Here is a 19,631-nt window from a genome sequence, read left to right on the forward strand (position 1 = left end):
TGAGCCCGGACTTTAGATGCCTTCTGACCTGCTGATTGACAAATTGCCCATCACCAAATTTGCGGACTTACCACCCGCCCGAATTTTCGCGGCCCGCCCGCGAGCAAACCATTGATCCATTGCCAATCCCCGAATCTGAACTACCTCTGGTTGCGAAAAATAAACCTGCGGACATCAGCTCCAAGCAGGCCCTCAAGGATTACTTCATCTGCCGTAAAAGCAGGGAGCTCAGTAACATCATCAGGCGTGATGTACTGACGGGAAGAGCGAAGTTTGGCATCAGTGATGATGGTAAAGAATTGTACCAGATCGCCATGTCCCGTGCCGTAAAGAATGGAGACTGGCGGGCCGATTATTATCGGGGCCACACCCTCTTGCTGGCCATGGGCATTGCTTCCGTAGAAGACATTCTCGCTCAATTATACGCCGATAGCGCACAGGACCCCTTTAGCTCCGGTCGCCAGATGGTCGGGCACCACGCCACGGCCACCATCGACGAGAACGGCAACTGGCTGGACCACACCAAAGGCTTCAACATCAGCAGCGCCACCTCTCCTACGGCCGGGCAGATGGCCCGCGGCCTCGGCTTGGCCTTCGCCTCAAAGCAATACCGGGCGAGTAAAGACCTTTCAAAAGGCTTCAGTAACAACGGTAATGAAATTTCCTGGGTAGAAATTGGCGACGGTTCCACCTCCGAAGGTGTTTTCTGGGAATCGATGAATGCGGCTGGCGTCCTGCAGGTGCCGATGATCACCACGGTGGTCGACGACGGCTACGGCATCTCCGTTCCCGTCGAGAAGCAAACCATTAAGGGCAGCATCAGCAAGGCATTGGCTGGCTTTGAGGCCGACGAGAACAACCAGGGCTTTGCCATTTACCGCGCTAAGGGCTGGGACTACCCCGAACTTCTGGAGCTGTACCCACGGGTAGCGGCCAAAGTCCGGGAAAACCACCAGCCAGCCCTGATTCACGTCTCCGAACTTACCCAGCCCAACGGGCACAGCACCAGCGGCAGCCACGAGCGCTATAAAAAGCCCGAACGGCTGGCCTGGGAAAAAGAATGGGACTGCCTCGCGCAGTTCCGCCACTGGCTGATCGCCACCGGCGTAGCCGAGGCCGATGAGCTGGACCAGTTGGAAAAGAAGGCGAAGAAGGAGGTAATGGCCGCCCGTAAGAATGTTTGGGACAATTTCGTCGGCCGCCTGGCTGCCCGTCGCGAACAACTGTTTGCACTCTTCCCCACAAACGGTGCTGGCAACGGTCTGTTCGAAAAGCACCGTGAGGAGCTTTCCCAACTTGAACTGCCACTGCTCTCCGAGCAAATCGACGCCGTACGCCGCCTCCGCCTCGAACTCGGTGATGCGGGCCTGCCCGACACAATGAAGCGCTGGTTGCGGGATACCACGGAGGAACTGAAAAGATCCGTCGGCAGTCACCTGCTGAGCGAGACGGAGAAATCCCCGATTCGCGTACCGCACATCGCTCCGGTATTTTCCGAAGAGCGGAAGAAATTCCCGGCCTTCCAGATATTGCAGCACTACTTCGATGAAAAATTCACCCGCCACTCCGACCTCTTCGCCTTTGGCGAAGACGTAGGGGAAATTGGCGACGTCAACCAGGGCTTTGCCGGCCTGCAGGAGAAACTGGGCAGCCTCCGCGTGTTCGACACCGGCATCCGGGAATGGACCATCGTGGGCCAGGCCATGGGGATGGCCATGCGCGGGATGCGGCCGATCGCCGAAATCCAGTACCTCGACTACATCTTCTACGCCATGTCTGTCCTGACCGACGACATCGCCACCCTGCGCTGGCGTACGGGCGGCAGGCAGGCCTGCCCCATCATCATCCGCACCCGGGGCCACCGCCTCGAGGGCGTTTGGCACAGCGGCAGTTACCTCGCGCCGCTGATCAACAGCCTTAGTGGCATGCACCTCTGCGTTCCACGCAATATGGTGCAGGCCGCTGGTATGTACAATACTTTGCTGGCCGGAGACGACCCGGCCGTAGTCGTTGAAGTACTCAACGGGTACCGCCTGTACGAAGAGCAGCCGGAGAACCTGGCCGACTTTACCGTTCCGTTGGGTGTGCCCGAATGCCTGCGGGCCGGCACCGACCTGACCATCGTTACCTACGGTGCCTGCGTGACCATCTGCCTCAAGGCCGCCGCCTTGCTGGAGGCCCGGGGCGTAGATGCGGAGATCATCGACGTGCAGACGTTGATGCCCTTTGACCTCGAGCACCGCCTGGTTCGCCACCTCAGTAAGACCAATCGCCTGCTCATCGTTGATGAGGACGCGCCGGGAGGAACTTCGGCCTACATCCGCCAGCAGGTGCTGGAGGTGCAGGGCGGGTACCAATACCTCGACGGGGCGGTGAAGACCCTCACCGCAGCTGGTCATCGCCCGGCCTACGCCGACGAAGGCGACTACGCGAGCAAGCCCCAGGTCATGGACGTGGTGGAGGCTGCGTTGGAGGTGGCGGCCTTTTGAAGTAAGGGAGAAAGGAGTAAAGGAAGTTCAGACAATATTTACGAGCGGAAGCGAGCCCAATCGCACTCCCTGACTCTCTGACTCCTTGACTAATGAGGCGCGGCCGCAGGTGCAGGGTCGCTACGCTCCGGTTGCAGGGGTTGCAGGGGTTGCAGGGTCGCTACGCTCCGGTTGCAGGGGTTGCAGGGTCGCTACGCTCCGGTTGCAGGGGTTGCAGGGTCGCTACGCTCCGGTTGCAAGGGTTGCAGGAGTCGCTGCGCGCTGGTTGCAGGTGCAGGGTCGCTCGCTCCGGTTGCAAAGGTTGCAGGCACACGCAAGTCCGATTTCAAAAAAAAACACCTCCCGCTGCGAAAAAAACGTCAAGTACTTGTACAAAGATTATAGCGGTAGTATATTTGCGGCCGCTTAGGGATTTATCCCTCCTGGTTTAGACCTATGGTGTAATTGGTAACACAACAGTTTTTGGTGCTGTCGTTCAAGGTTCGAGTCCTTGTGGGTCTACAAAGCAACTACGGTCAATCTCTTTTGGGGGTTGGCCGTTTTTTAGTTTTGTAGACTTTAATCCATTATCGCCCGCAGCGCTGCCTTCTCTGCCTTAAGCGTTTGCAGACGCTGGGTTACATCCCGCCCCGGCACCTGATCAGCCCGACGAACAATGCCATACAAGTAGTTGACCTGGGCGATAAGCATCGGCTGCATGTACGTTCCTTTAGCCGTAACCAACTTTTTCTCTAATTCCTGAAGTTGCTCCAGCTGTTTTTGTTGATCCGCCGTCAGTTCATCCTTCTCTTTCAGGGCCTTCTGCTTTTCTTTGACCTCCTGGGCCATCTTTTTCACCTCGGAAAGTAGCGCGATGATGTCCAGCGCTACGGACTCCTGCTGCTGCACGTCAGCCAGGGTTACCCCATTGGCGGCGACTTTCGGGTCGAGTATTAGTGTGAAGGATTCTTCCATGGTCTTTCCGTCCACGGTAAACCGAACGGTATAGGTGCCGGGGCTGACCATGGGGCCGCCGGAGTACCTCCGGCCCTCGGCGGCATCCCAGCTTCCGTGGTGCCGCATGTCCCACCGGAAACGGTGGAGCCCTGGCTTGGTGCTCAGTTTACTGTTCAGGTTGTAGGCCACATCGTTAGTCGCCATGTCCCGCACCACTTTAGTAGCTACGCTGTCCTGGCTACCGCTCACCAGCGTACGCACCATTTTTCCGGAGGCATCCAGGAATTCCATCTTTATCGGTTCCGTCACGCCTGCGGGGAGGTAATAATCAATGTCCATCCCCGGCAGTGGATAATCGACGTGCTCACTGCCACTGCGCTCCTGGTAGCGATAGCGGATATGGTCACGGGGCCGGAACAACCGGGCAGCCGACGCCTCCAGCTGCTCGGCGCCCTGGTGCAGGCTCGAGAGATTGTCCATCACCCAGAAGGAACGGCCCATGGTGGCCAGCACCAGATCCTTCCGGTGGACCTTGATGTCGCTGATGGGGGTAACCGGCAGGTTACGTTGGAAGGACTCCCAGTTTTTGCCGTCATCAAAGGAGATGAACAGACCAAACTCGGTCCCGGCGTAGAGCAAGCCTTCCCGGTCAGGATCTTCCCGCACCACCCGTACCGGATAATCCGCCGGGATACCATTAGTCCCGCTCGTCAGTAACTCCCAGTTTTTGCCGTAATTAGTCGTTTTATAGAGGTAGGGCTTCCAGTCGCCCAGTTGGTAACGCATGGAAGTGAAGTAGGCTTTCCCAGCCTGGTGGGGAGAGGGTTCCACGCAGTCGATTCGTCCGCCTCCGGGGAGATCGTTGGGACTTACATTTTTCCAGTTGGCACCGCCGTCCCGGGTGACGTGCACCGGACCGTCGTTTGCACCGACCCAGATTACGCCTTTCTCGACCGCAGACTCGCGGATCGCATAAATCGTACTGTAAAACTCCTCCCCGGTAATGTCCCGGGTAATGGGGCTGCCGGAAATAACCTGCTTATCTTCCTCAAAGGCCGTGAGGTCCGGAGAGATGATCTCCCAGGTCTTCCCCTCGTCCATAGTCTTATGGACAAACTGAGAGGTATGGTAAACGACGTTCGGATCGTGCGGAGAAACGTGGATGGGCGATACCCGCTGGAAACGGAATTGTAATTCTTTAGGGTTGTGCCCGTACATGTAGGCGGCGCCCACATCGTAGCTCTGCTCCTGCCCCGTTTTCTTGTTGTAGACACTGAAGCGCCCCTTGCAATTTGAATAAACGATATCGGGATTACCCGGTTTGGGTACGGCCGGCCCCGTTTCGCAACCCCCGGTATTCATCACCAGTCCTATCGCACCGGCCTGATGGCTGTAGGGCGGCAGGCTGGGCACGGAGATCGTGGTGTAATTGTCCTGCTGCCCGGCGTAGAGCCAGTAGGGGTACTGATCGTCTACTTCCAGGGTATAGAGTTCCGCCGTTGGCTGATTCAGTTGGGTTGACCAGGTTTTGCCACCGTTATGCGTGACGTTGGCGCCGCCGTCGTTCGCCTGGATGAAAAGCTGGGGATCATCCGGATTGATCCACATGTCGTGATTGTCGCCGTGGGGCGGGTTGAGGCGCTTCCAGGTTTTACCGCCGTCGGCTGACTTCAGATAAGGAGTAGACATTACGTAGATGATGTCGGTATCCTGTGGGTCGACGTCAATATTAGTGTAGTAGAAGGGACGGATGGAGAGGCTTTTGTCCTTGGAAACGTGGGTGAAGCTTTCCCCCTGATCACCGGAGCGGTACAAACCGCCCTTGTCGTCGGGGGCTTCCACCAGTGCGTAGAGCAGGCTGGGATTGGCCGGGCTAACGGCCAGGTCGATCTTCCCAACGATGCCGGAGGGGAGTCCCTCTTTGAGTTTAGTCCAGGTGTCGCCACCATCGACGGATTTATAGATCCCGTGTTCTTCTCCCCCACTAATGATGGTCCAGGGTTTCCGCTCGGCCCGCCAGACGGTCGCATAGATGATGTCCGGGTTGCTGGGCATGAATTCCAGGTCCGCCGCGCCGGTTTGCTCCGAAATGAACAATACTTTTTCCCAGCTTTTGCCACCATCCTTTGTACGGAACACCCCCCGTTCCGGGTTGGGCGCAAAGGCATTCCCAATGGCTGCGACAAAAACGACATTGTGATTGGTCGGGTGGATCTCGACGGCGCCAATTTGTCCGGTTTTGTCCAGGCCAATATGCCGCCAGGACTTTCCGGCATCGACGGACTTATACACTCCTTTTCCGGTGATCACGTTGGAACGCAGTCCGTCCGAGCCCGTACCGACATACACGATATTCGGGTCATTTTGTGCTACCCTTATTGCGCCGATCGACGGGGTGTTAAAAAAACCGTCGGACACATTGGACCAACTCGTCCCGTAGTCCTCGGTTTTCCACACTCCCCCTCCGGTAGCCCCCATGTAGAAGACGTTGGGTTGGGTACGTACGCCGGCCACGGCCGTGGCACGCCCGCCCCGGGTAGGGCCGACGTTGCGGTACTCCAGGTGATCTAATTTTATTTGGGCGGGCACTTCGGCGACCGCCAGGAAGCAAAATAGAAGTAGTAAAGTCGCTTTTTTCATTACAGGAAGGCTTTTGAGGTTCTCCAAGGTAAATATACCCGTTCCGAAATGATTTGTCTTTGCTTCTCTTTCCGCCCGTGGCGTCATTCCTAAAAGCCAACCGCTGCGCAGCAAACAATACTTTAACTGCCTGCGAGCCGACACTTGGCGTTAACAGTACAGACTATTGTCCTACCATCTTTCCGGTAATTTTATATCTTTGTTCTTTCCTAAAGCCCAAAGAAAATTACCGTTCCCGTTTTGATGCCGGAACCATTGTTTGGCTATTACTACCAAAAAGGTTTGCTTTCATCGAACAAGATCGGTTGATCTACGTACAATAATACGCCTCCTACCTGTCGCTCGGGTAGAGGTTTTAGCTCTTAATCAATTCTGTATAAACCAAAACATTCATGAAGCAATTCTTACTTCTTCTTTGCCTGGCCGTATTTACTGGCGGTCTTAGCGCACAGGTCTTCGTTAACGCTGCTGCTGCCCCTGGTGGCGACGGTACTTCTTGGGCAACTGCCTACTCTAGCCTCAGTGATGCCCTTACTGCAGCATCTACCGGTGATGAACTCTGGGTTGCAGCCGGTACCTACACCACACCTGCTGACTCTTCCTTCTACATCGACAAAACACTCTCCGTATTGGGTGGTTTCGCCGGTACTGAAACAGCTGCCGGTGCTGCTGATCCTGCAGCCAACGTCACCATCCTATCCGGTGATGTTATGGGGAACGACGGAGCTACTTACGACAGCCTCTCTTACGTCGACAACCACAGGGTACTCGTAGTTGTCGACACTAGTGCTATGGGTGGCCTGATTACGGTTACGCTCGACGGCATGACGATTACCAATGGTGGTGTAGCCACTGAAGTTACAGCCGCTGATCCTTCAATTGTACCATTTTCCGGTGGTGGCCTCTTCAGCTCTGCGAAGCTTGTTGCCAGCCGCCTCACTTTCAATAAAAACCGTGCCAACTATGGTTCTGCTGTAGCACTTATAGCAGCTAGTGAATCTGTGCTAGACAGTTTATCCTTTGACGACAACTACTCCAGCATCAACCGCTGGGTTTACGTGAACGGATCTGATGACGTAGTCATTAAAAACTCAACGTTTAACAGTGATCCTGACGTAGTTCAGGAAACTGGGTTCATTCGGGTATTTGGGTCTAACAGGTTTACTGTCGAGAATTCTGACTTCTCCAACATGAACTGTGCCGTATCCGGTGCCGGTGTTCGTGCCGAGCAATCTGATGACATCGTTATTCGTGGCTGTACGTTCGACAACCAAATCGCGCCAAGAGGTGGAGCCGCTTATTTCATTCAGGCGGATGATTTCGTACCGGAATCAGGTGTAATGGACGGTGACGACTTCATTATTGAAGATTGTACGGTCACTGGCTCTATCGCTTCTTCTATTGGTAGTGTTGTTGGCATATTCAACACCAATCTCCAGGTCAAGAACAGTACCATGTCCGGTAATTCTGGCGGCGCTGCTGGTGGTGTGATTTTCCATCAAATAGCCGATTCACGTAGCTACACCACCATCCTGGACAACTCCAACTTCACCGATAACGTCGGTGGTGGTTCCGGCGCTGCTTACTTCTTAGGTGTATTTGGTGCTGCTTCTATGGAAGGAACAGTGGACAACTGTCTTTTCAATCAGAACACGAACGGCAGCAGTAGCGGCGGTGGCATGTACCTTCAGGGTGTCAACAATTTTACGGTGTCTAATTCGCGCTTTGAAGAGAACATGTCAGGTACTGGTAGCAGTATTCTAACGAATGGCTTTGCTGGTCTCACGGTCAACAACTGTGAGTTCTCTAATAACGGTAACAGTACCGACGCCTTCCGGGGAACTATTTCAACTTTCTTCGACGATGATTCTGCTGGCCTCATGGTCGATAGCAGCAGCTTTTCCGATAACAGTGTAACGGATCGTTCCGGAGCCCTTTCTGGTGGAGCCGCGATGTACTTCTTAGGTGGCGACACCAAGGCCGTTCCGTTGATCATCAAAAACTCCACTTTCAGTCGTAATGGTGCTAATGCAGATAGGTCTGGTGGTGCTTTACTCCTGGCCGGTAGTGTTGATCTGCTGATCGATAACTCCGAGTTCATCGACAACAGTGCCGCTGGAGATGGAGGTGCGATCAACGCAACAAGTGGCGTTTCCAGTCGTGACACCGTTGATGGTGTAGAGACGATGGTCAACTACGATGTATGGTTTGCTGAGATACGCAACAGTAAGTTCATCAACTCTACTTCTGGAAGTCAGGGCGGTGCCATTTCCACCCAGCGCATTGGTATCGATTTGACCAACTGTGTATTCGTAAACAACATTGTAGGTGGTGCAGGCTCCGGTGGAGCCATCATTTTCAACGGTAACGCGCCCGGCATCGATGATGACGGTAACGTAGTAAACGTCGGTGGTGTACAGATCAACGCTACGCTCGCTAACAACACTTTCGTCGACAACGCGAAAGGAGACGGTGAAGGTGCCGTTGGTGCCAGCCTCGCACTCTTCCAACCAGGTGATACTGAAGACGCGGATTCTAACTCCATGAAGATCACCCTGACGAACAACGCATTCCTCAGTACTACCGGCGATCCTGCGATCGAGGTGGAACTTGGTGCTGACGAGCCCGGTGGTTTTGTACCAGTAGGCAACCTGTTCTTCGAATCCCTTGGTGGTAACTACTTCAATGCTGAAAACGGCCCGGAAGTAGAGCTTGGTGACAATGGTGACGTCTTCAACGAAGACCTTGAAGGTGATGACGTGACGGATCTTTTCGTTGACATCCTCAACGATAACGATGAAGGCGTTAACGCTCAACTTAGCGTCGGTATGGACCTGGGCGCCAGCAACCCACTGATTGACGGTGGTGTGATCAACGCCCTTACTCCTGACACTGACCTCGACGGTTTCCCCCGCGGCATGACCTACGATATTGGTGCTTACGAAGTAGACGGTAACCTTACCGAAACTAATGAGCCAGTTGAGAACAGCGGTCTTGAATTGTCATTCTACCCGAACCCAACCATGGGTGAACTTAACATCCAGAACGACGATGCTTCTATCTCTACTTTCAGAGTAATTGTATCTGACCAGGCCGGTCGTATCCTCAGGGCTACACGCTTCAACGGCGTAAGCAACCGGATGGACTTCAGCAACCTGCCAATGGGTGTATACAACCTGCAGCTCTACGTAAACGGCAGCGTTTACAGCAAGCAGATCGTAAAGCAGTAAGCTAAAACTTGTCAGGAAACCAGATTTCCTGACAAGCTCTACGGCTTACACCGCGTCCCTAAGGGCGGAAGGCGGGCGATGAATCTCCTCTTTACCGAGGGTTCATTGCCTGGCTTCCGCCCTTTTTTTGTGCCCCGGCCTAAGGGCGCTCCGCGCCCGGTCGGTAGCGCTTGTCTCCGGCAACGCGGCGTTGGTCATGCAAAACCGGGGGGAGTTGTGGCCAGGCCGTTACCTTAGACGATCGGGTAGGTGGCTTTTGCTCTTTTACCTTCTTTTGCACCTGCGGCCGCGCCCATATTCATTAAATAGTCAAGCAATAGTTGACGCTCTGACTTCTTGCTGATTAACGAAAACGAGGGGTTCCGCTAGATCCTGCGGATCGGCGCTCACCCCTCGCAACGAGAGACGGCCCTCCGGGCCTGCCCAAGCATATGCTCGCTGCCGCTCGTGACGGCTACCGCCTTTATCGTTAGTGGATCAACCAGTTAACGGCAACCTTGCAACTCCTGCAACCGGAGCGCAGCGACCCCGCAACCCCTGCAACCGGAGCGTAGCGACTCTGCAACCCCTGCAACCGGAGCGCAGCGACCCTGCAACCCCTGCAACCGGAGCGTAGCGACTCTGCAACCCCTGCAACAGAAGCGCAGCGACCCCGCAACTATTCAGGCAACGAAAACGAGGGGTTCCGCTGGATCCTGCGGATCGGCGCTCACCCCTCGCAACGAGAGACGGCCCTCCGGGCCTGCCCAAGCATATGCTCGCTGCCACTCGTGACGGCTACCGCCTTTATCGTTAGTGGATCAACCAGTCAACGGCAACCTTGCAACCCCTGCAACCAGAGCGCAGCGACCCCGCAACTATTCAGGCAACGAAAACGAGGGGTTCCGCTAGATCCTGCGGATCGGCGCTCACCCCTCGCAACGAGAGACGGCCCTCCGGGCCTGCCCAAGCATATGCTCGCTACCGCTCGTGGCGGCTACCGCCTTTGTCGTTATTGGATCAACCAGTCAACGGCAACCTTGCAACTCCTGCAACCGGAGCGCAGCGACCCCACAACCCCTGTAACCTGCAACTTGGTTTAAACCGCCACGTCATGCTCCCGCAAAGCAGCATTCAGGCTGGTTTTCTTGTCCGTACTTTCCTTTCGTTGCCCGATGATGAGGGCACAGCCGACCTGATAGTCTCCGGCGGGGAAGGACTTGGTGTAAGTGCCCGGAATGACGACCGAACGCGGAGGCACGTAGCCCCGATGGGTGACCGGTTCGCTCCCCGTGACGTCGATGATGTGGGTGCTTTGGGTTAGTACAACGTTGGCGCCAAGCACGGCTTCTTTGCCCACACGAACACCTTCAACGACGATGCACCGCGAGCCGATGAAACAGTCGTCCTCAATGATGGTCGGCGTAGCCTGTAATGGCTCGAGGACGCCACCGATGCCGACGCCACCACTGAGGTGTACGTTGCGGCCGATCTGTCCGCAGCTACCTACGGTAGCCCAGGTGTCCACCATTGTCCCACTGCCTACCCAGGCACCAATGTTGACGTAACTGGGCATCATGATGACCCCCTTTTCAAGGTAGGCACCGTAGCGGGCAATGGCGTGTGGTACCACCCGAACGCCCTGAGCGGCATAGTCTTTTTTCAGGGCCATTTTATCGTGAAACTCAAATGGCCCCACCTCGATGGTTTCCATTTTACGAATTGGGAAATAGAGGACCACTGCCTTTTTTACCCACTCATTCGCCTGCCAGCCATCACCCACCGGTTCAGCTACCCGCAGACGGCCTTTATCGAGTTCTTCGATCACGGCTTCAATGGCTTCGCGGGTACGGGTTTCTTTGAGGAGTTCGCGCTGATCCCAGGCGGCTTCGATGATGGCTTTTGCGTCTTGCATCTGATGGTTGAGTTTTGGAAGGCCAAAGATGGTGATTTTAGCGGGTAGTCATAGCTGCTTTTGGCGGTTAATTACGTCACAATAAGGAGTAATTGAGTCGGAGGGTCACCTCAGGTTACTGTAGGTGTTTGATTCTTTGACCGCTTGACTCCCTGACTAAATAAGGCGGGGCCGCAGGTGCAAGGAAAGGGGTAAGGGCAGAAAAACCGGGCCCCGTGAGCTGGCAGGTGCGGTAGCAATTCATGCATTCCTTCCTTCTCTAATTCTCTAGTCTTATCTTAGGGCTTCCCTTACACTTGTTCTCATTCCATATTTATGTCCCTTATCCTCCGTTGCACCGGTTGGCCAATTTTATTAATGCTGCTTTGCGCAGTCAGCTCCATACTTGGTGCGCAGAGCGCTGAGGAGCTGCTTACTGCCGAGAATTATGTGGCGGCGGCCCAGGCGTTTGAAGCACGTGGAACACGAGCTGATGACCTCAAAGCAGGGCTGGCGTGGTACCAAGTGGACAGCCTCGATCGGGCCCGCGCAGCTTACCACGCTGCTACGCTCAATACACAGGGTGGCATAGTCGTAGATAGCATCACCGGATTAGCTTTACACAAAACCGGCGTCATTTGCTATGACGAATACGACGATGCCGGTGCCATAAAATACTACCGTAAGGCTATTGCCATACGCGATCAGATCTTCCCCGAGGCACATAATGACCGGGCCCATAGCCGGACCAACCTGGCGACCTGCCTCCGCTTCGTCGGCCAGCTCGACTCGGCGGCGCTGGTTACCAGACAAACCGTTGCCCTGTACGAGCAACTCCCCCACCCGGATACCATCAACTGGCTGCGTTGTTTGAACGAGTTGGCGGATATTGCCCTGGAACTGGAGGATCGCCAATTGGCCTACAGCTCCTTCGCTTCCGCCGAGCGTCTGCTCAATGCCCACGGGCGGGTAAGCGATGGGGATGCCTACAACAGCTATTACCTCGGGGTCAGGACTGCGCTGAATTTTGAGGACTATGACCAGGCCATCCATTACGCCGAACGTGCGATCTCCATTGCTGAACGCGCAGAACAAGACGCCTGGCTGGCGGATGCACTGGCGGCTAAAGCGAGTGCTTTTAATGGGAAGGAAGATTTTACGGCTGCGGAGGCCGACTTCCAAAGAGCCCTGGCCCTGGTAAGCCATCAGAACCCTCAGTCTACCAAGCTGATCGCTTATTACCTCAACCTGGCCGTCATCGCCATTGAGGGAAAACCTAATTATCCGATGGCACTCGCCTATTGCCGGCAGGCAGAAAAACTGATAACGCCAGAAAACGCGCAAATGCGCTTCGAACTGGTGATCAGGAAGTCCGCCATCCTCACCAAAGCAAAACGCTACGAGGAAGCACTTTCAACGTTGGCCGAAGGCTTTGGTATCCTGACGGGGCAACCTCCCGTAGGTGACCTCCCGGTGTTTGATCCCGATAGCCTGAGCTCTGGCGTGTACAACGAAGCTGCTCGACTGGTGAATGAGCGGGCGGAAGTACTGGTATCCCTCGGGCGAAAGGAAGCTGCCCGAGCCGATTATGAATGCTTGTTTCAACTACTTGAACTACTGCGTGGGCGGGTGAATTCGGATGATAGCCGGCGCTACATCAGCAAAGGGATACGGGCAAACTTTGATCTGGCCATCAATCTCTTTTTGTCCGATGACAACCCCGCAAGCGCCGTTGCCTCTCGCTGGCGCGCTTTCGAGCTCAGTGAACAGGCCAAAGCATACAGTCTGCTGGCAGCCTTGCTGCAAAACCGCAACGCCATGCCACAGCAGGAAGCGGCCCTGCGTACAAGAATTGCAGAGTTGGAGCGAAGTGCCGTCAATGATGAAACGACTAACGGACAACTGGAAGCCGCCCGGCTGCAACTTGACCGGATCCTGGAACAAGGGAAGGTCGACCTTGCTTTGCCAAATCATGCGTTAGACCGGGAGGCCTTACAACAACTGCTCGCCGAGAAAAAATCAACCTTGCTGGCCTACCACATCGGCAGAGACGCAGGGTATTTATTTTATTTGCCTCCGGGCGGAGAATTGGTGGTGAAGCAATTGGATCCAGCCAGGGTCCTGACGGGCTACTCGGACCAATGGCGGTCTGCACTGGCTGCTGGTGCCTACCGACGGAAGAGCTTAAGGCCTGTGGCCGAACAACTTACACAAGACAGCATTTTCCTTGAGCTGGGGCTTTTGCTTACGGATAAATTACTGCCAGATGAACTGCCTTCCGGGCACCTCACGATCATCCCCGATGGGCCGCTGAGTTATTTGCCCTTTGCTGCCTTACCTACCAGCCGGTCTGGCTTTCCTTTGCGCTACCAGGACCTGAATTACCTGCAGGACGGCCGTAAAATCACCCATGCCTATTCTGCCAGGTTCCTGTTGGAATTAGAGGCGTTGCCAGAGAAGGCTTACGACTACAACATACTGGCCTTTGCGCCGGAGTTTCGGGGGGAAGAGAACCTGGGCGCCGACCGCGCAATATCCGGTGATGAACTACGGTCATTACCTGGCCTTAGCCCGTTGTACCACAATAAGGAAGAGGTAGAAGAGATTTCCCGAATGATCGGCGGCTCGCTGTCCTTCTACGGCAAGAATGCGAGTCGTCAACGCTTTCTGGACTACGTTGGCCATGCCAGAATCGTTCACCTTTCCAGCCACGGCATGGTCAATACAGAATCACCCAAACTAAGTTTTGTGGCCTTTTCTCAAATGGGGAATAACCTCGAACTTGAAGAACTATTGTATTTCAATGACCTGTCGGCCCTGCCGCTCACGGCAGAGCTGGCCGTGCTGTCTGCCTGTGAAACCAACTTAGGGCAGTACGTTGCCGGAGAGAACGTGCTTAGTCTGGCCAGTGCTTTCGCGGCCGCCGGTGCCCGCAGTACCCTCACCACGCTGTGGTCGGTAAACGATGAAGCAACTAAGGAGTTGATGGTGGTTTTCTACCGGTCATTGACGGAAGGCAAAAGCCGAAGTGAAGCCCTGGCTGCTGCGCAAGCGGCTCACCGGGCTAACCTGGATTTTGCCCACCCTTATTATTGGTCAGCCATGACACTTTATGGAAATGATGGCGTGCTCGCATTGCCGCCGGCAAAACAGCGTCAGTGGTGGCTGGTTGGCGGGGCAGTGCTATTGGCTGTACTGGGCATATTCTTGTTTTTCAGGAACAAATCATGAAAAAAGTCCGTTTTAAGGGCAACACCAATGAAACGCATACTATGGGAAAACTAACGGAACAACCAACCATTTCTTACTGGCACGTTTTTACGGATCAGGATGGAATCTCCACCCAACAGCTTCGGTACCTGACCAGGTTTAAGGAGAAAAGCATGGGCGGCAACTCGGGGACGCAGTGGAATAATGAACTCTTGAAGGGAGCTGCCAAAGTAATTATCAGCGAATTGCCGGCAGATTTTGACGGAGACTGGCACGAGAATCCACATCCGCAATGGATCATCCCTCTGAGCGGCGGCTGGTGGGTGGAAACTATGGACGGAAAACGAACGGAAATGCGGACCGGAGAACTTTCTTTCGGTGCTGATCAGGGGACAAACGGTCAAAAAGGACATCGTTCCGGCGTGCTGGATAATAAACCCTGCCGTATGATGATTGTCCAGTTTCCAAAGGATGACCGACTGATTGGCGGTAAGCTGGCCCCGGACGAATTATAAGATTAACAGAACCTTACGCATCCCAAACTCCCTTTTTGCGTTCTTATCTTTGTACCAACTAATACAAAACATCACCATGCGCGCCCTCCTCATTATCTGTGCCCTTTTCATTTTTTCCGGTTCTGCTCTGCAGGCGCAGGAAAATCTATGGAAAACCCTGTCTAAGATCACCTACGAAAAGAAATTTGACGAGCTGCTCGGTTTCAAGGTCGACGTTCCGGTTTTCGGCGACGAAACCAAAGCGCTGGAAGGTAAAATAGTGGAAGTAAGCGGCTACATAGTACCGGTGGAAGGCTATAAGAGCCATACCGAATTCGTTTTCAGTGCCTACCCTTACAACATGTGCTTTTTCTGTGGTGGGGCCGGTCCGGAAACCGTCATGGAAGTAACGAGCAAAGAGCCCGTCAAGTACAGCACCGAGCGTATCAAGCTGCGGGGTAAATTACTCCTGAACAGCGATGACATCAATCGGCTGATGTACGTGCTGGTCGATGCGGAAATTGTTAAAGGGACAATGGACAGCTCGGGGAAGTAGTATTCAGTATAAGAACATTGTGCGCTGAACCCTGATTCCTGAATACTTCATAGAGGGGCGGGGCCGCAGGTGCAAAGGAACGTTTGAAAGCAATGTTCGTACTACTGACCAGGTCGTTGTTACAGCCGACAGGCAAACTTCTGCCCGGCTTCGCCAGGCCGGAAGAATTTGTCGGACGGCCGGAGCATCCGTCCGACGGATTCTTTCCTGTTTGCGACGAAGGAGCAATAACGGGAAAGTCCGTCTGACGGGTTGTAGAGCGAATGCTGGCCACTAATCCCTACAACCATATCCCTATCTTAGCCCCTCTTTTCGGAGGCTCCTGGCCTTTTACCCAAACCAACTAAACTATAAACGTGCGTTTACCTTATCTAATCCTTGCCGTGGCACTTTTGTTGGCGGGTTCGGTTGTTTTCAGCGGTTGCGAAAACGATGTCAAAGATCCTGCTACATCACCCGTCACTGCACCTGCGACCCCGCCCATGCCTAAAGAAGACCAGGTGCCGGTGCCTAAATTCGATATGGACAGTGCCTATGCTTACGTGGCCGCCCAGGTAGCCTTCGGCCCCCGCGTAATGAACACCCCGGCCCACGATGCTGCGGGCGAGTGGCTGATCGGAAGGCTGGAGGAATTTGGCGCGACGGTGGAAAGACAAACCTTTACCGCTACCGCCTACGACGGGACGGCGCTGAAAAGCATGAACATCATCGGCCGGTTCAATCCGGAAATGGAAGACCGCATTTTACTGGCCGCCCACTGGGATACCCGGCACGTGGCGGACAGTCCGCTGGAAACCAGTCCTACTGCGGTAGTTAACGGCGCCGACGATGGTGCCAGTGGCGTGGGCGTGCTGCTTGAAATTGCCCGCCAGCTTGGCAAATCAGCCCCGCACATCGGGGTAGATATCGTACTTTTTGATGCGGAGGACTACGGCGACACCGGCGGCGGAAACACGAATTCCTGGGGCCTGGGCGCTCAGTATTACTCCAATAACATCAGTGGCATCCGGCCACGCTACGGCGTGTTGCTCGACATGGTAGGCGCCCGCGACGCGGAGTTTGCGATGGAGCAATACTCTCTTCGCTTTGCCCCTGATGTCGTCCGCAAGGTATGGAAGCTGGCTGCTGACATGGGCTTTCCACATTACTTCCCTAAGCGAAATGGCGGCGGTATTACCGACGATCATTACTTCGTCAATACCATCGCCAAAATCCCCATGATCGACATCATCAACCACCGACCGGAGAACAAGACCAGTTTCGTGGCACACTGGCACACCGGCGAAGACAATATGGACAAGATCGATAAGCGCACGCTGCGGGCTGTGGGGCAGGTGATTACAGCTTTGGTCTATCGGGAAGGCAACGGAACAATATAGCCGCACGTAGCGCGGCTTGTAGATTGATAGACGCTCCCAAATGGCTCCGCTCTCGCTGTTCGTATGGCAGGTGACTTTACGAACGCAGCGAGCTGCCCCATGCGGTAGCCAATCGCATATCAAGTATTGAATATCCTACGAGCGAAGCGAGCAGAAACATACGCCTGCCAGACTATCAGAGTACTGAACTACTAGACTATCTTTGTACCATGGACATCCTCATCACCATAGCATTAATCTACTTTGCTTACCGCGGGTACAGCTGGTACACTTCCATGCAAGAACAAATCAAAGGTTCCACGCCCGGTGAAGTGGAGGACGAAGAGATCGTTGTCAACCCAAATCCGCAACCGGGGTCAGAGGATGACTTTATCGATTACGAAGAAATCAAATAAACAAAATATGGCGGATCCAACCCGTTTCAACGGTCGTATCAGCGACTGGATCCTGCATAAGGAAAATCAACTTATTGTTTTCAATAAACCGGCAGGACTGCCCGTGCAACCCGACAAAACGGGGGACGCTAACCTGTTGAGCATGGGGGCCGCTTACGTGCACCATGATTTGTACCTGATCCACCGGTTGGATCGTCCGGTCTCCGGCGTAGTGGTATTTGGGCAAAAGCCTGCGGCGCAGACGTCCCTTACCCGCCAGCTTAAGGCCGGAACCGTCGAAAAGCATTACCTGGCCATTGTAGCCAACCGACCCGAAAAAGATGCCGACACGCTTAAGCATTACCTGCGCAATGCGCCGGGGAACCGCTCAGCCATTGATGAAACACCAAGTGAAGGCAGCAAACTGGCTGAACTGGACTATAAATACCTCGGTAGCAGCGACCGGTACCACCTACTGGCGATTCAGCTGAAAACCGGTCGGAAGCACCAGATTCGTTGCCAGTTGGCGGCCATCGGTTGTCCATTACGCGGAGACACCAAATACGGCTTTAAGCGTGCCAATCCCGATGGAAATATCGACTTGCACAGCTACAAAATCGCCTATGATCACCCGGTAACGGAGGAACGGGTAACGCATGTGGCACCGCTGCCGGAAGGGGCAGTTTGGGAGGCGTTTAAAGATATTATTTAGGCAATTCGTTAAGCGTTTTCCGGATTTGGGTTAGATGTCGCTCAACGTGTCGGGCCAGAAAATCTATGTACTCGTATACGTTTAGGCGACCAAGATTATCCACCGTCATCGTTGTTGTGTGTAGTAAACCTGCCCCATCCTCCAGGTCCTGTAAGTGATTGAGGCAACGTTGGAGTTGATCAACTAACTGGTCTTGTACATTTTGCAAGTCGGCTAATCCATTTGGTTCCATATGCTCGGGACGGCTCCACGCAAAAGACCTGTGCCGGCTGATATTCTGAAGTCGCTCCGGATTCGGATCGGCTGCAGCGACTGTCTGAGCAAGGTTGGTACCCGATGCTTTTCGACGAGCCTTCAGTGCGGACTTATCGATAATGATGAGCAAATAATGGCTGGTGAGTCCGATGTGTTCGAGGATTTCAGCTACCGTCCAGCCACCAGCTTCCGGCCTGTAATCCAGGCGTTCTTGCGGAAAGGCGAAAAACGGAAGGACCGCTGCATGAGAGGTGATAAGCCTGAAACGGACACTTCGTAGATAATCAGAAAAGGTCATATTTTTCTCATTGGCTACCATTGGAATGCAGGATAGTACTTGATTAGTTGCATGCAATCACTTGCTCTAATCCCGTACCTTCGCACAAAATTTTGATTATGACCGCCGACATCATCTTCCAGCATTTTCCCGACCTTACCGATAAACAGCGGGAGCAGTTTGAGGCCCTGGATGGCCTGTACCGCGACTGGAACGCGAAGATCAACGTCATCAGCCGGAAAGACATTGATAACCTTTACGTGAACCACGTCCTGCACAGTTTGGCAATTGCTAAAGTGATGAGATTCCTGCCCGGCGCCAAAGTACTGGATCTGGGGACGGGCGGTGGCTTCCCCGGTATACCACTGGCCATTATGTTCCCGGAAACGGAATTTCACCTGGTGGATGGGATTGCCAAAAAAGTACGGGTTTGCAACGAGGTGATCAATGGCATCGGCCTAACGAATTGCCGGGCGGAGCAGAAGCGGGCGGAGGAAATTAAGCAACCGGGGTACGACTTCATCGTTACCCGGGCGGTGGCGAAGATGGAAAAACTGGCAGAATGGAGCATGCGGCTGATCTCCAAAAAGCAGCGCCATGCGCTGCCCAACGGCATCCTCGCGCTGAAGGGGGTAGGGTTGAAGGAAGAAATGGCGGCCTTCCCGAAGGGTGCTTTAGTGGAATACCCCATCGCAAAATATTTTCCCGCACACGACTTCTTCGAAGTGAAGGCGGTGGTTTATTTGCAGTATTGACGTTATCGCAGGCTCGCTCACGCTAAGTGATGTTAGCCATCAGGTCCACTATTTGTGATCAGCCGGGGACACAACCAAAGGGTTTTGCTACTTTTTCCCATGAAAAGTAGGCCCCCGGCAGGGAGGTTAAACGGTCAACGAATACCAAATTTGCAAATATCGAGGGATGAATACTTCATTTTAGTGGCAGAAGTAATCGGGGAAGGGTTAAAACTTGGGATGACTCATGTTTATTGGCGGGGCGCGTTGCCTCGTGTGCCGATCGGCTTACATATAGTCCAGTGCCATCACCAGGTAAGTAAGCATGAATGGCATCGCCACCCAAAACCACTGGTTCAGGAAAATCAGCATCAACATAAAGATGACGAAAGAGATCAGGAAGTAGAGCCAGTATTTGCCGGTGCCGTTGGATGTAATGGTAGTGGCCATGAGTTAATATTTTTGAAAGGGC

Annotated in this window: 14 protein-coding genes and 1 tRNA gene; 11 read left to right on the forward strand and 4 right to left on the reverse strand. The window is 54.2% G+C overall.

The genetic code is table 11. The features are described from left to right. The first annotated feature begins 119 nt into the window (after positions 1–119). Together B036_RS0105690 and B036_RS0105695 are read left to right on the forward strand one after the other, a co-directional pair. Positions 120–2,489: an alpha-ketoacid dehydrogenase subunit alpha/beta gene (locus B036_RS0105690; protein WP_245557444.1), complete on the forward strand. Its 2,370-nt coding sequence runs from the start codon at positions 120–122 to the stop codon at positions 2,487–2,489. A gap of 429 nt (positions 2,490–2,918) precedes the next feature. Continuing rightward, positions 2,919–2,990, forward strand: a tRNA-Gln gene (locus tag B036_RS0105695). Between the two features lie 57 nt (positions 2,991–3,047). On the opposite strand, the gene B036_RS0105700 is transcribed toward B036_RS0105695, so the two are convergent. Continuing rightward, positions 3,048–6,065 (reverse strand): VPS10 domain-containing protein, encoded by a 3,018-nt coding sequence (locus tag B036_RS0105700; protein ID WP_044101938.1) that lies wholly within the window; start codon positions 6,063–6,065, stop codon positions 3,048–3,050. A 392-nt stretch (positions 6,066–6,457) separates the two neighbouring features. Here B036_RS0105700 and B036_RS0105705 point away from each other — a divergent pair, with 392 nt between their 5' ends. Continuing rightward, complete coding sequence (locus B036_RS0105705; RefSeq protein ID WP_020567730.1) at positions 6,458–9,295, forward strand: T9SS type A sorting domain-containing protein; 2,838 nt, start codon at positions 6,458–6,460, stop codon at positions 9,293–9,295. 1,078 nt (positions 9,296–10,373) lie between these two features. On the opposite strand, the gene B036_RS0105710 is transcribed toward B036_RS0105705, so the two are convergent. Further along, on the reverse strand, positions 10,374–11,189 hold the full coding sequence (locus tag B036_RS0105710; RefSeq protein WP_020567731.1) for a 2,3,4,5-tetrahydropyridine-2,6-dicarboxylate N-succinyltransferase: 816 nt from the start codon (positions 11,187–11,189) through the stop codon (positions 10,374–10,376). Between the two features lie 315 nt (positions 11,190–11,504). Here B036_RS0105710 and B036_RS0105715 point away from each other — a divergent pair, with 315 nt between their 5' ends. From B036_RS0105715 to B036_RS0105740, 7 genes are all read left to right on the forward strand, one after another. Further along, positions 11,505–14,399: a CHAT domain-containing protein gene (locus B036_RS0105715; protein WP_083926145.1), complete on the forward strand. Its 2,895-nt coding sequence runs from the start codon at positions 11,505–11,507 to the stop codon at positions 14,397–14,399. After that, positions 14,396–14,893: a cupin domain-containing protein gene (locus B036_RS28200; RefSeq protein WP_020567733.1), complete on the forward strand. Its 498-nt coding sequence runs from the start codon at positions 14,396–14,398 to the stop codon at positions 14,891–14,893. The genes B036_RS0105715 and B036_RS28200 overlap by 4 nt, the downstream gene beginning before the upstream one ends. A 76-nt stretch (positions 14,894–14,969) precedes the next feature. Beyond that, positions 14,970–15,428 carry a hypothetical protein gene (locus tag B036_RS0105725; protein WP_020567734.1) on the forward strand — a complete coding sequence of 153 codons (459 nt, stop codon included), beginning with the start codon at positions 14,970–14,972 and terminating at the stop codon, positions 15,426–15,428. Positions 15,429–15,520: 92 nt separating this feature from the next. Continuing rightward, entirely contained in the window at positions 15,521–15,676 is a 156-nt protein-coding gene (locus B036_RS33435) for a hypothetical protein (RefSeq protein WP_157472049.1), read from the forward strand. A 108-nt stretch (positions 15,677–15,784) separates the two neighbouring features. Then, positions 15,785–16,807 (forward strand): M28 family peptidase, encoded by a 1,023-nt coding sequence (locus tag B036_RS0105730; RefSeq protein WP_071596758.1) that lies wholly within the window; start codon positions 15,785–15,787, stop codon positions 16,805–16,807. A 209-nt stretch (positions 16,808–17,016) separates the two neighbouring features. After that, on the forward strand, positions 17,017–17,202 hold the full coding sequence (locus B036_RS0105735; RefSeq protein ID WP_020567736.1) for a hypothetical protein: 186 nt from the start codon (positions 17,017–17,019) through the stop codon (positions 17,200–17,202). Positions 17,203–17,209: 7 nt separating this feature from the next. Then, positions 17,210–17,893: an RluA family pseudouridine synthase gene (locus tag B036_RS0105740; protein ID WP_020567737.1), complete on the forward strand. Its 684-nt coding sequence runs from the start codon at positions 17,210–17,212 to the stop codon at positions 17,891–17,893. Here the strand turns inward: B036_RS0105740 and B036_RS28205 are convergent. Continuing rightward, positions 17,886–18,446 carry a DinB family protein gene (locus B036_RS28205; RefSeq protein WP_169435034.1) on the reverse strand — a complete coding sequence of 187 codons (561 nt, stop codon included), beginning with the start codon at positions 18,444–18,446 and terminating at the stop codon, positions 17,886–17,888. The genes B036_RS0105740 and B036_RS28205 overlap by 8 nt on opposite strands. 98 nt (positions 18,447–18,544) lie before the next feature. On the opposite strand from B036_RS28205, the gene rsmG reads away from it, so the two are divergent. Beyond that, the gene (rsmG, locus tag B036_RS0105750; protein ID WP_020567739.1) at positions 18,545–19,180 is read left to right on the forward strand and encodes a 16S rRNA (guanine(527)-N(7))-methyltransferase RsmG; all 636 of its coding nucleotides are present in this window, start codon (positions 18,545–18,547) and stop codon (positions 19,178–19,180) included. A 267-nt stretch (positions 19,181–19,447) separates the two neighbouring features. Here rsmG and B036_RS33440 read toward each other — a convergent pair whose 3' ends face one another. Then, positions 19,448–19,609: a hypothetical protein gene (locus tag B036_RS33440; protein ID WP_020567740.1), complete on the reverse strand. Its 162-nt coding sequence runs from the start codon at positions 19,607–19,609 to the stop codon at positions 19,448–19,450. Between the last annotated feature and the right edge of the window lie 22 nt (positions 19,610–19,631).

This window comes from Neolewinella persica DSM 23188 (assembly GCF_000373105.1).
Classification (GTDB): Bacteria; Bacteroidota; Bacteroidia; order Chitinophagales; family Saprospiraceae; genus Neolewinella; species Neolewinella persica.

What these genes read in the sequence shown, in the direction of transcription:
- B036_RS28205 (WP_169435034.1), bottom strand. Translation starts at nt 18,446, where the DNA reads ATGACCTTTTCTGATTATCTACGAAGTGTCCGTTTCAGGCTTATCACC.
- B036_RS33440 (WP_020567740.1), bottom strand. Translation starts at nt 19,609, where the DNA reads ATGGCCACTACCATTACATCCAACGGCACCGGCAAATACTGGCTCTAC.
- B036_RS0105705 (WP_020567730.1), top strand. Translation starts at nt 6,458, where the DNA reads ATGAAGCAATTCTTACTTCTTCTTTGCCTGGCCGTATTTACTGGCGGT.
- B036_RS28200 (WP_020567733.1), top strand. Translation starts at nt 14,396, where the DNA reads ATGAAAAAAGTCCGTTTTAAGGGCAACACCAATGAAACGCATACTATG.
- B036_RS0105700 (WP_044101938.1), bottom strand. Translation starts at nt 6,065, where the DNA reads ATGAAAAAAGCGACTTTACTACTTCTATTTTGCTTCCTGGCGGTCGCC.
- B036_RS0105725 (WP_020567734.1), top strand. Translation starts at nt 14,970, where the DNA reads ATGCGCGCCCTCCTCATTATCTGTGCCCTTTTCATTTTTTCCGGTTCT.
- rsmG (WP_020567739.1), top strand. Translation starts at nt 18,545, where the DNA reads ATGACCGCCGACATCATCTTCCAGCATTTTCCCGACCTTACCGATAAA.
- B036_RS0105715 (WP_083926145.1), top strand. Translation starts at nt 11,505, where the DNA reads ATGTCCCTTATCCTCCGTTGCACCGGTTGGCCAATTTTATTAATGCTG.
- B036_RS0105735 (WP_020567736.1), top strand. Translation starts at nt 17,017, where the DNA reads ATGGACATCCTCATCACCATAGCATTAATCTACTTTGCTTACCGCGGG.
- B036_RS0105710 (WP_020567731.1), bottom strand. Translation starts at nt 11,189, where the DNA reads ATGCAAGACGCAAAAGCCATCATCGAAGCCGCCTGGGATCAGCGCGAA.
- B036_RS33435 (WP_157472049.1), top strand. Translation starts at nt 15,521, where the DNA reads ATGTTCGTACTACTGACCAGGTCGTTGTTACAGCCGACAGGCAAACTT.
- B036_RS0105740 (WP_020567737.1), top strand. Translation starts at nt 17,210, where the DNA reads ATGGCGGATCCAACCCGTTTCAACGGTCGTATCAGCGACTGGATCCTG.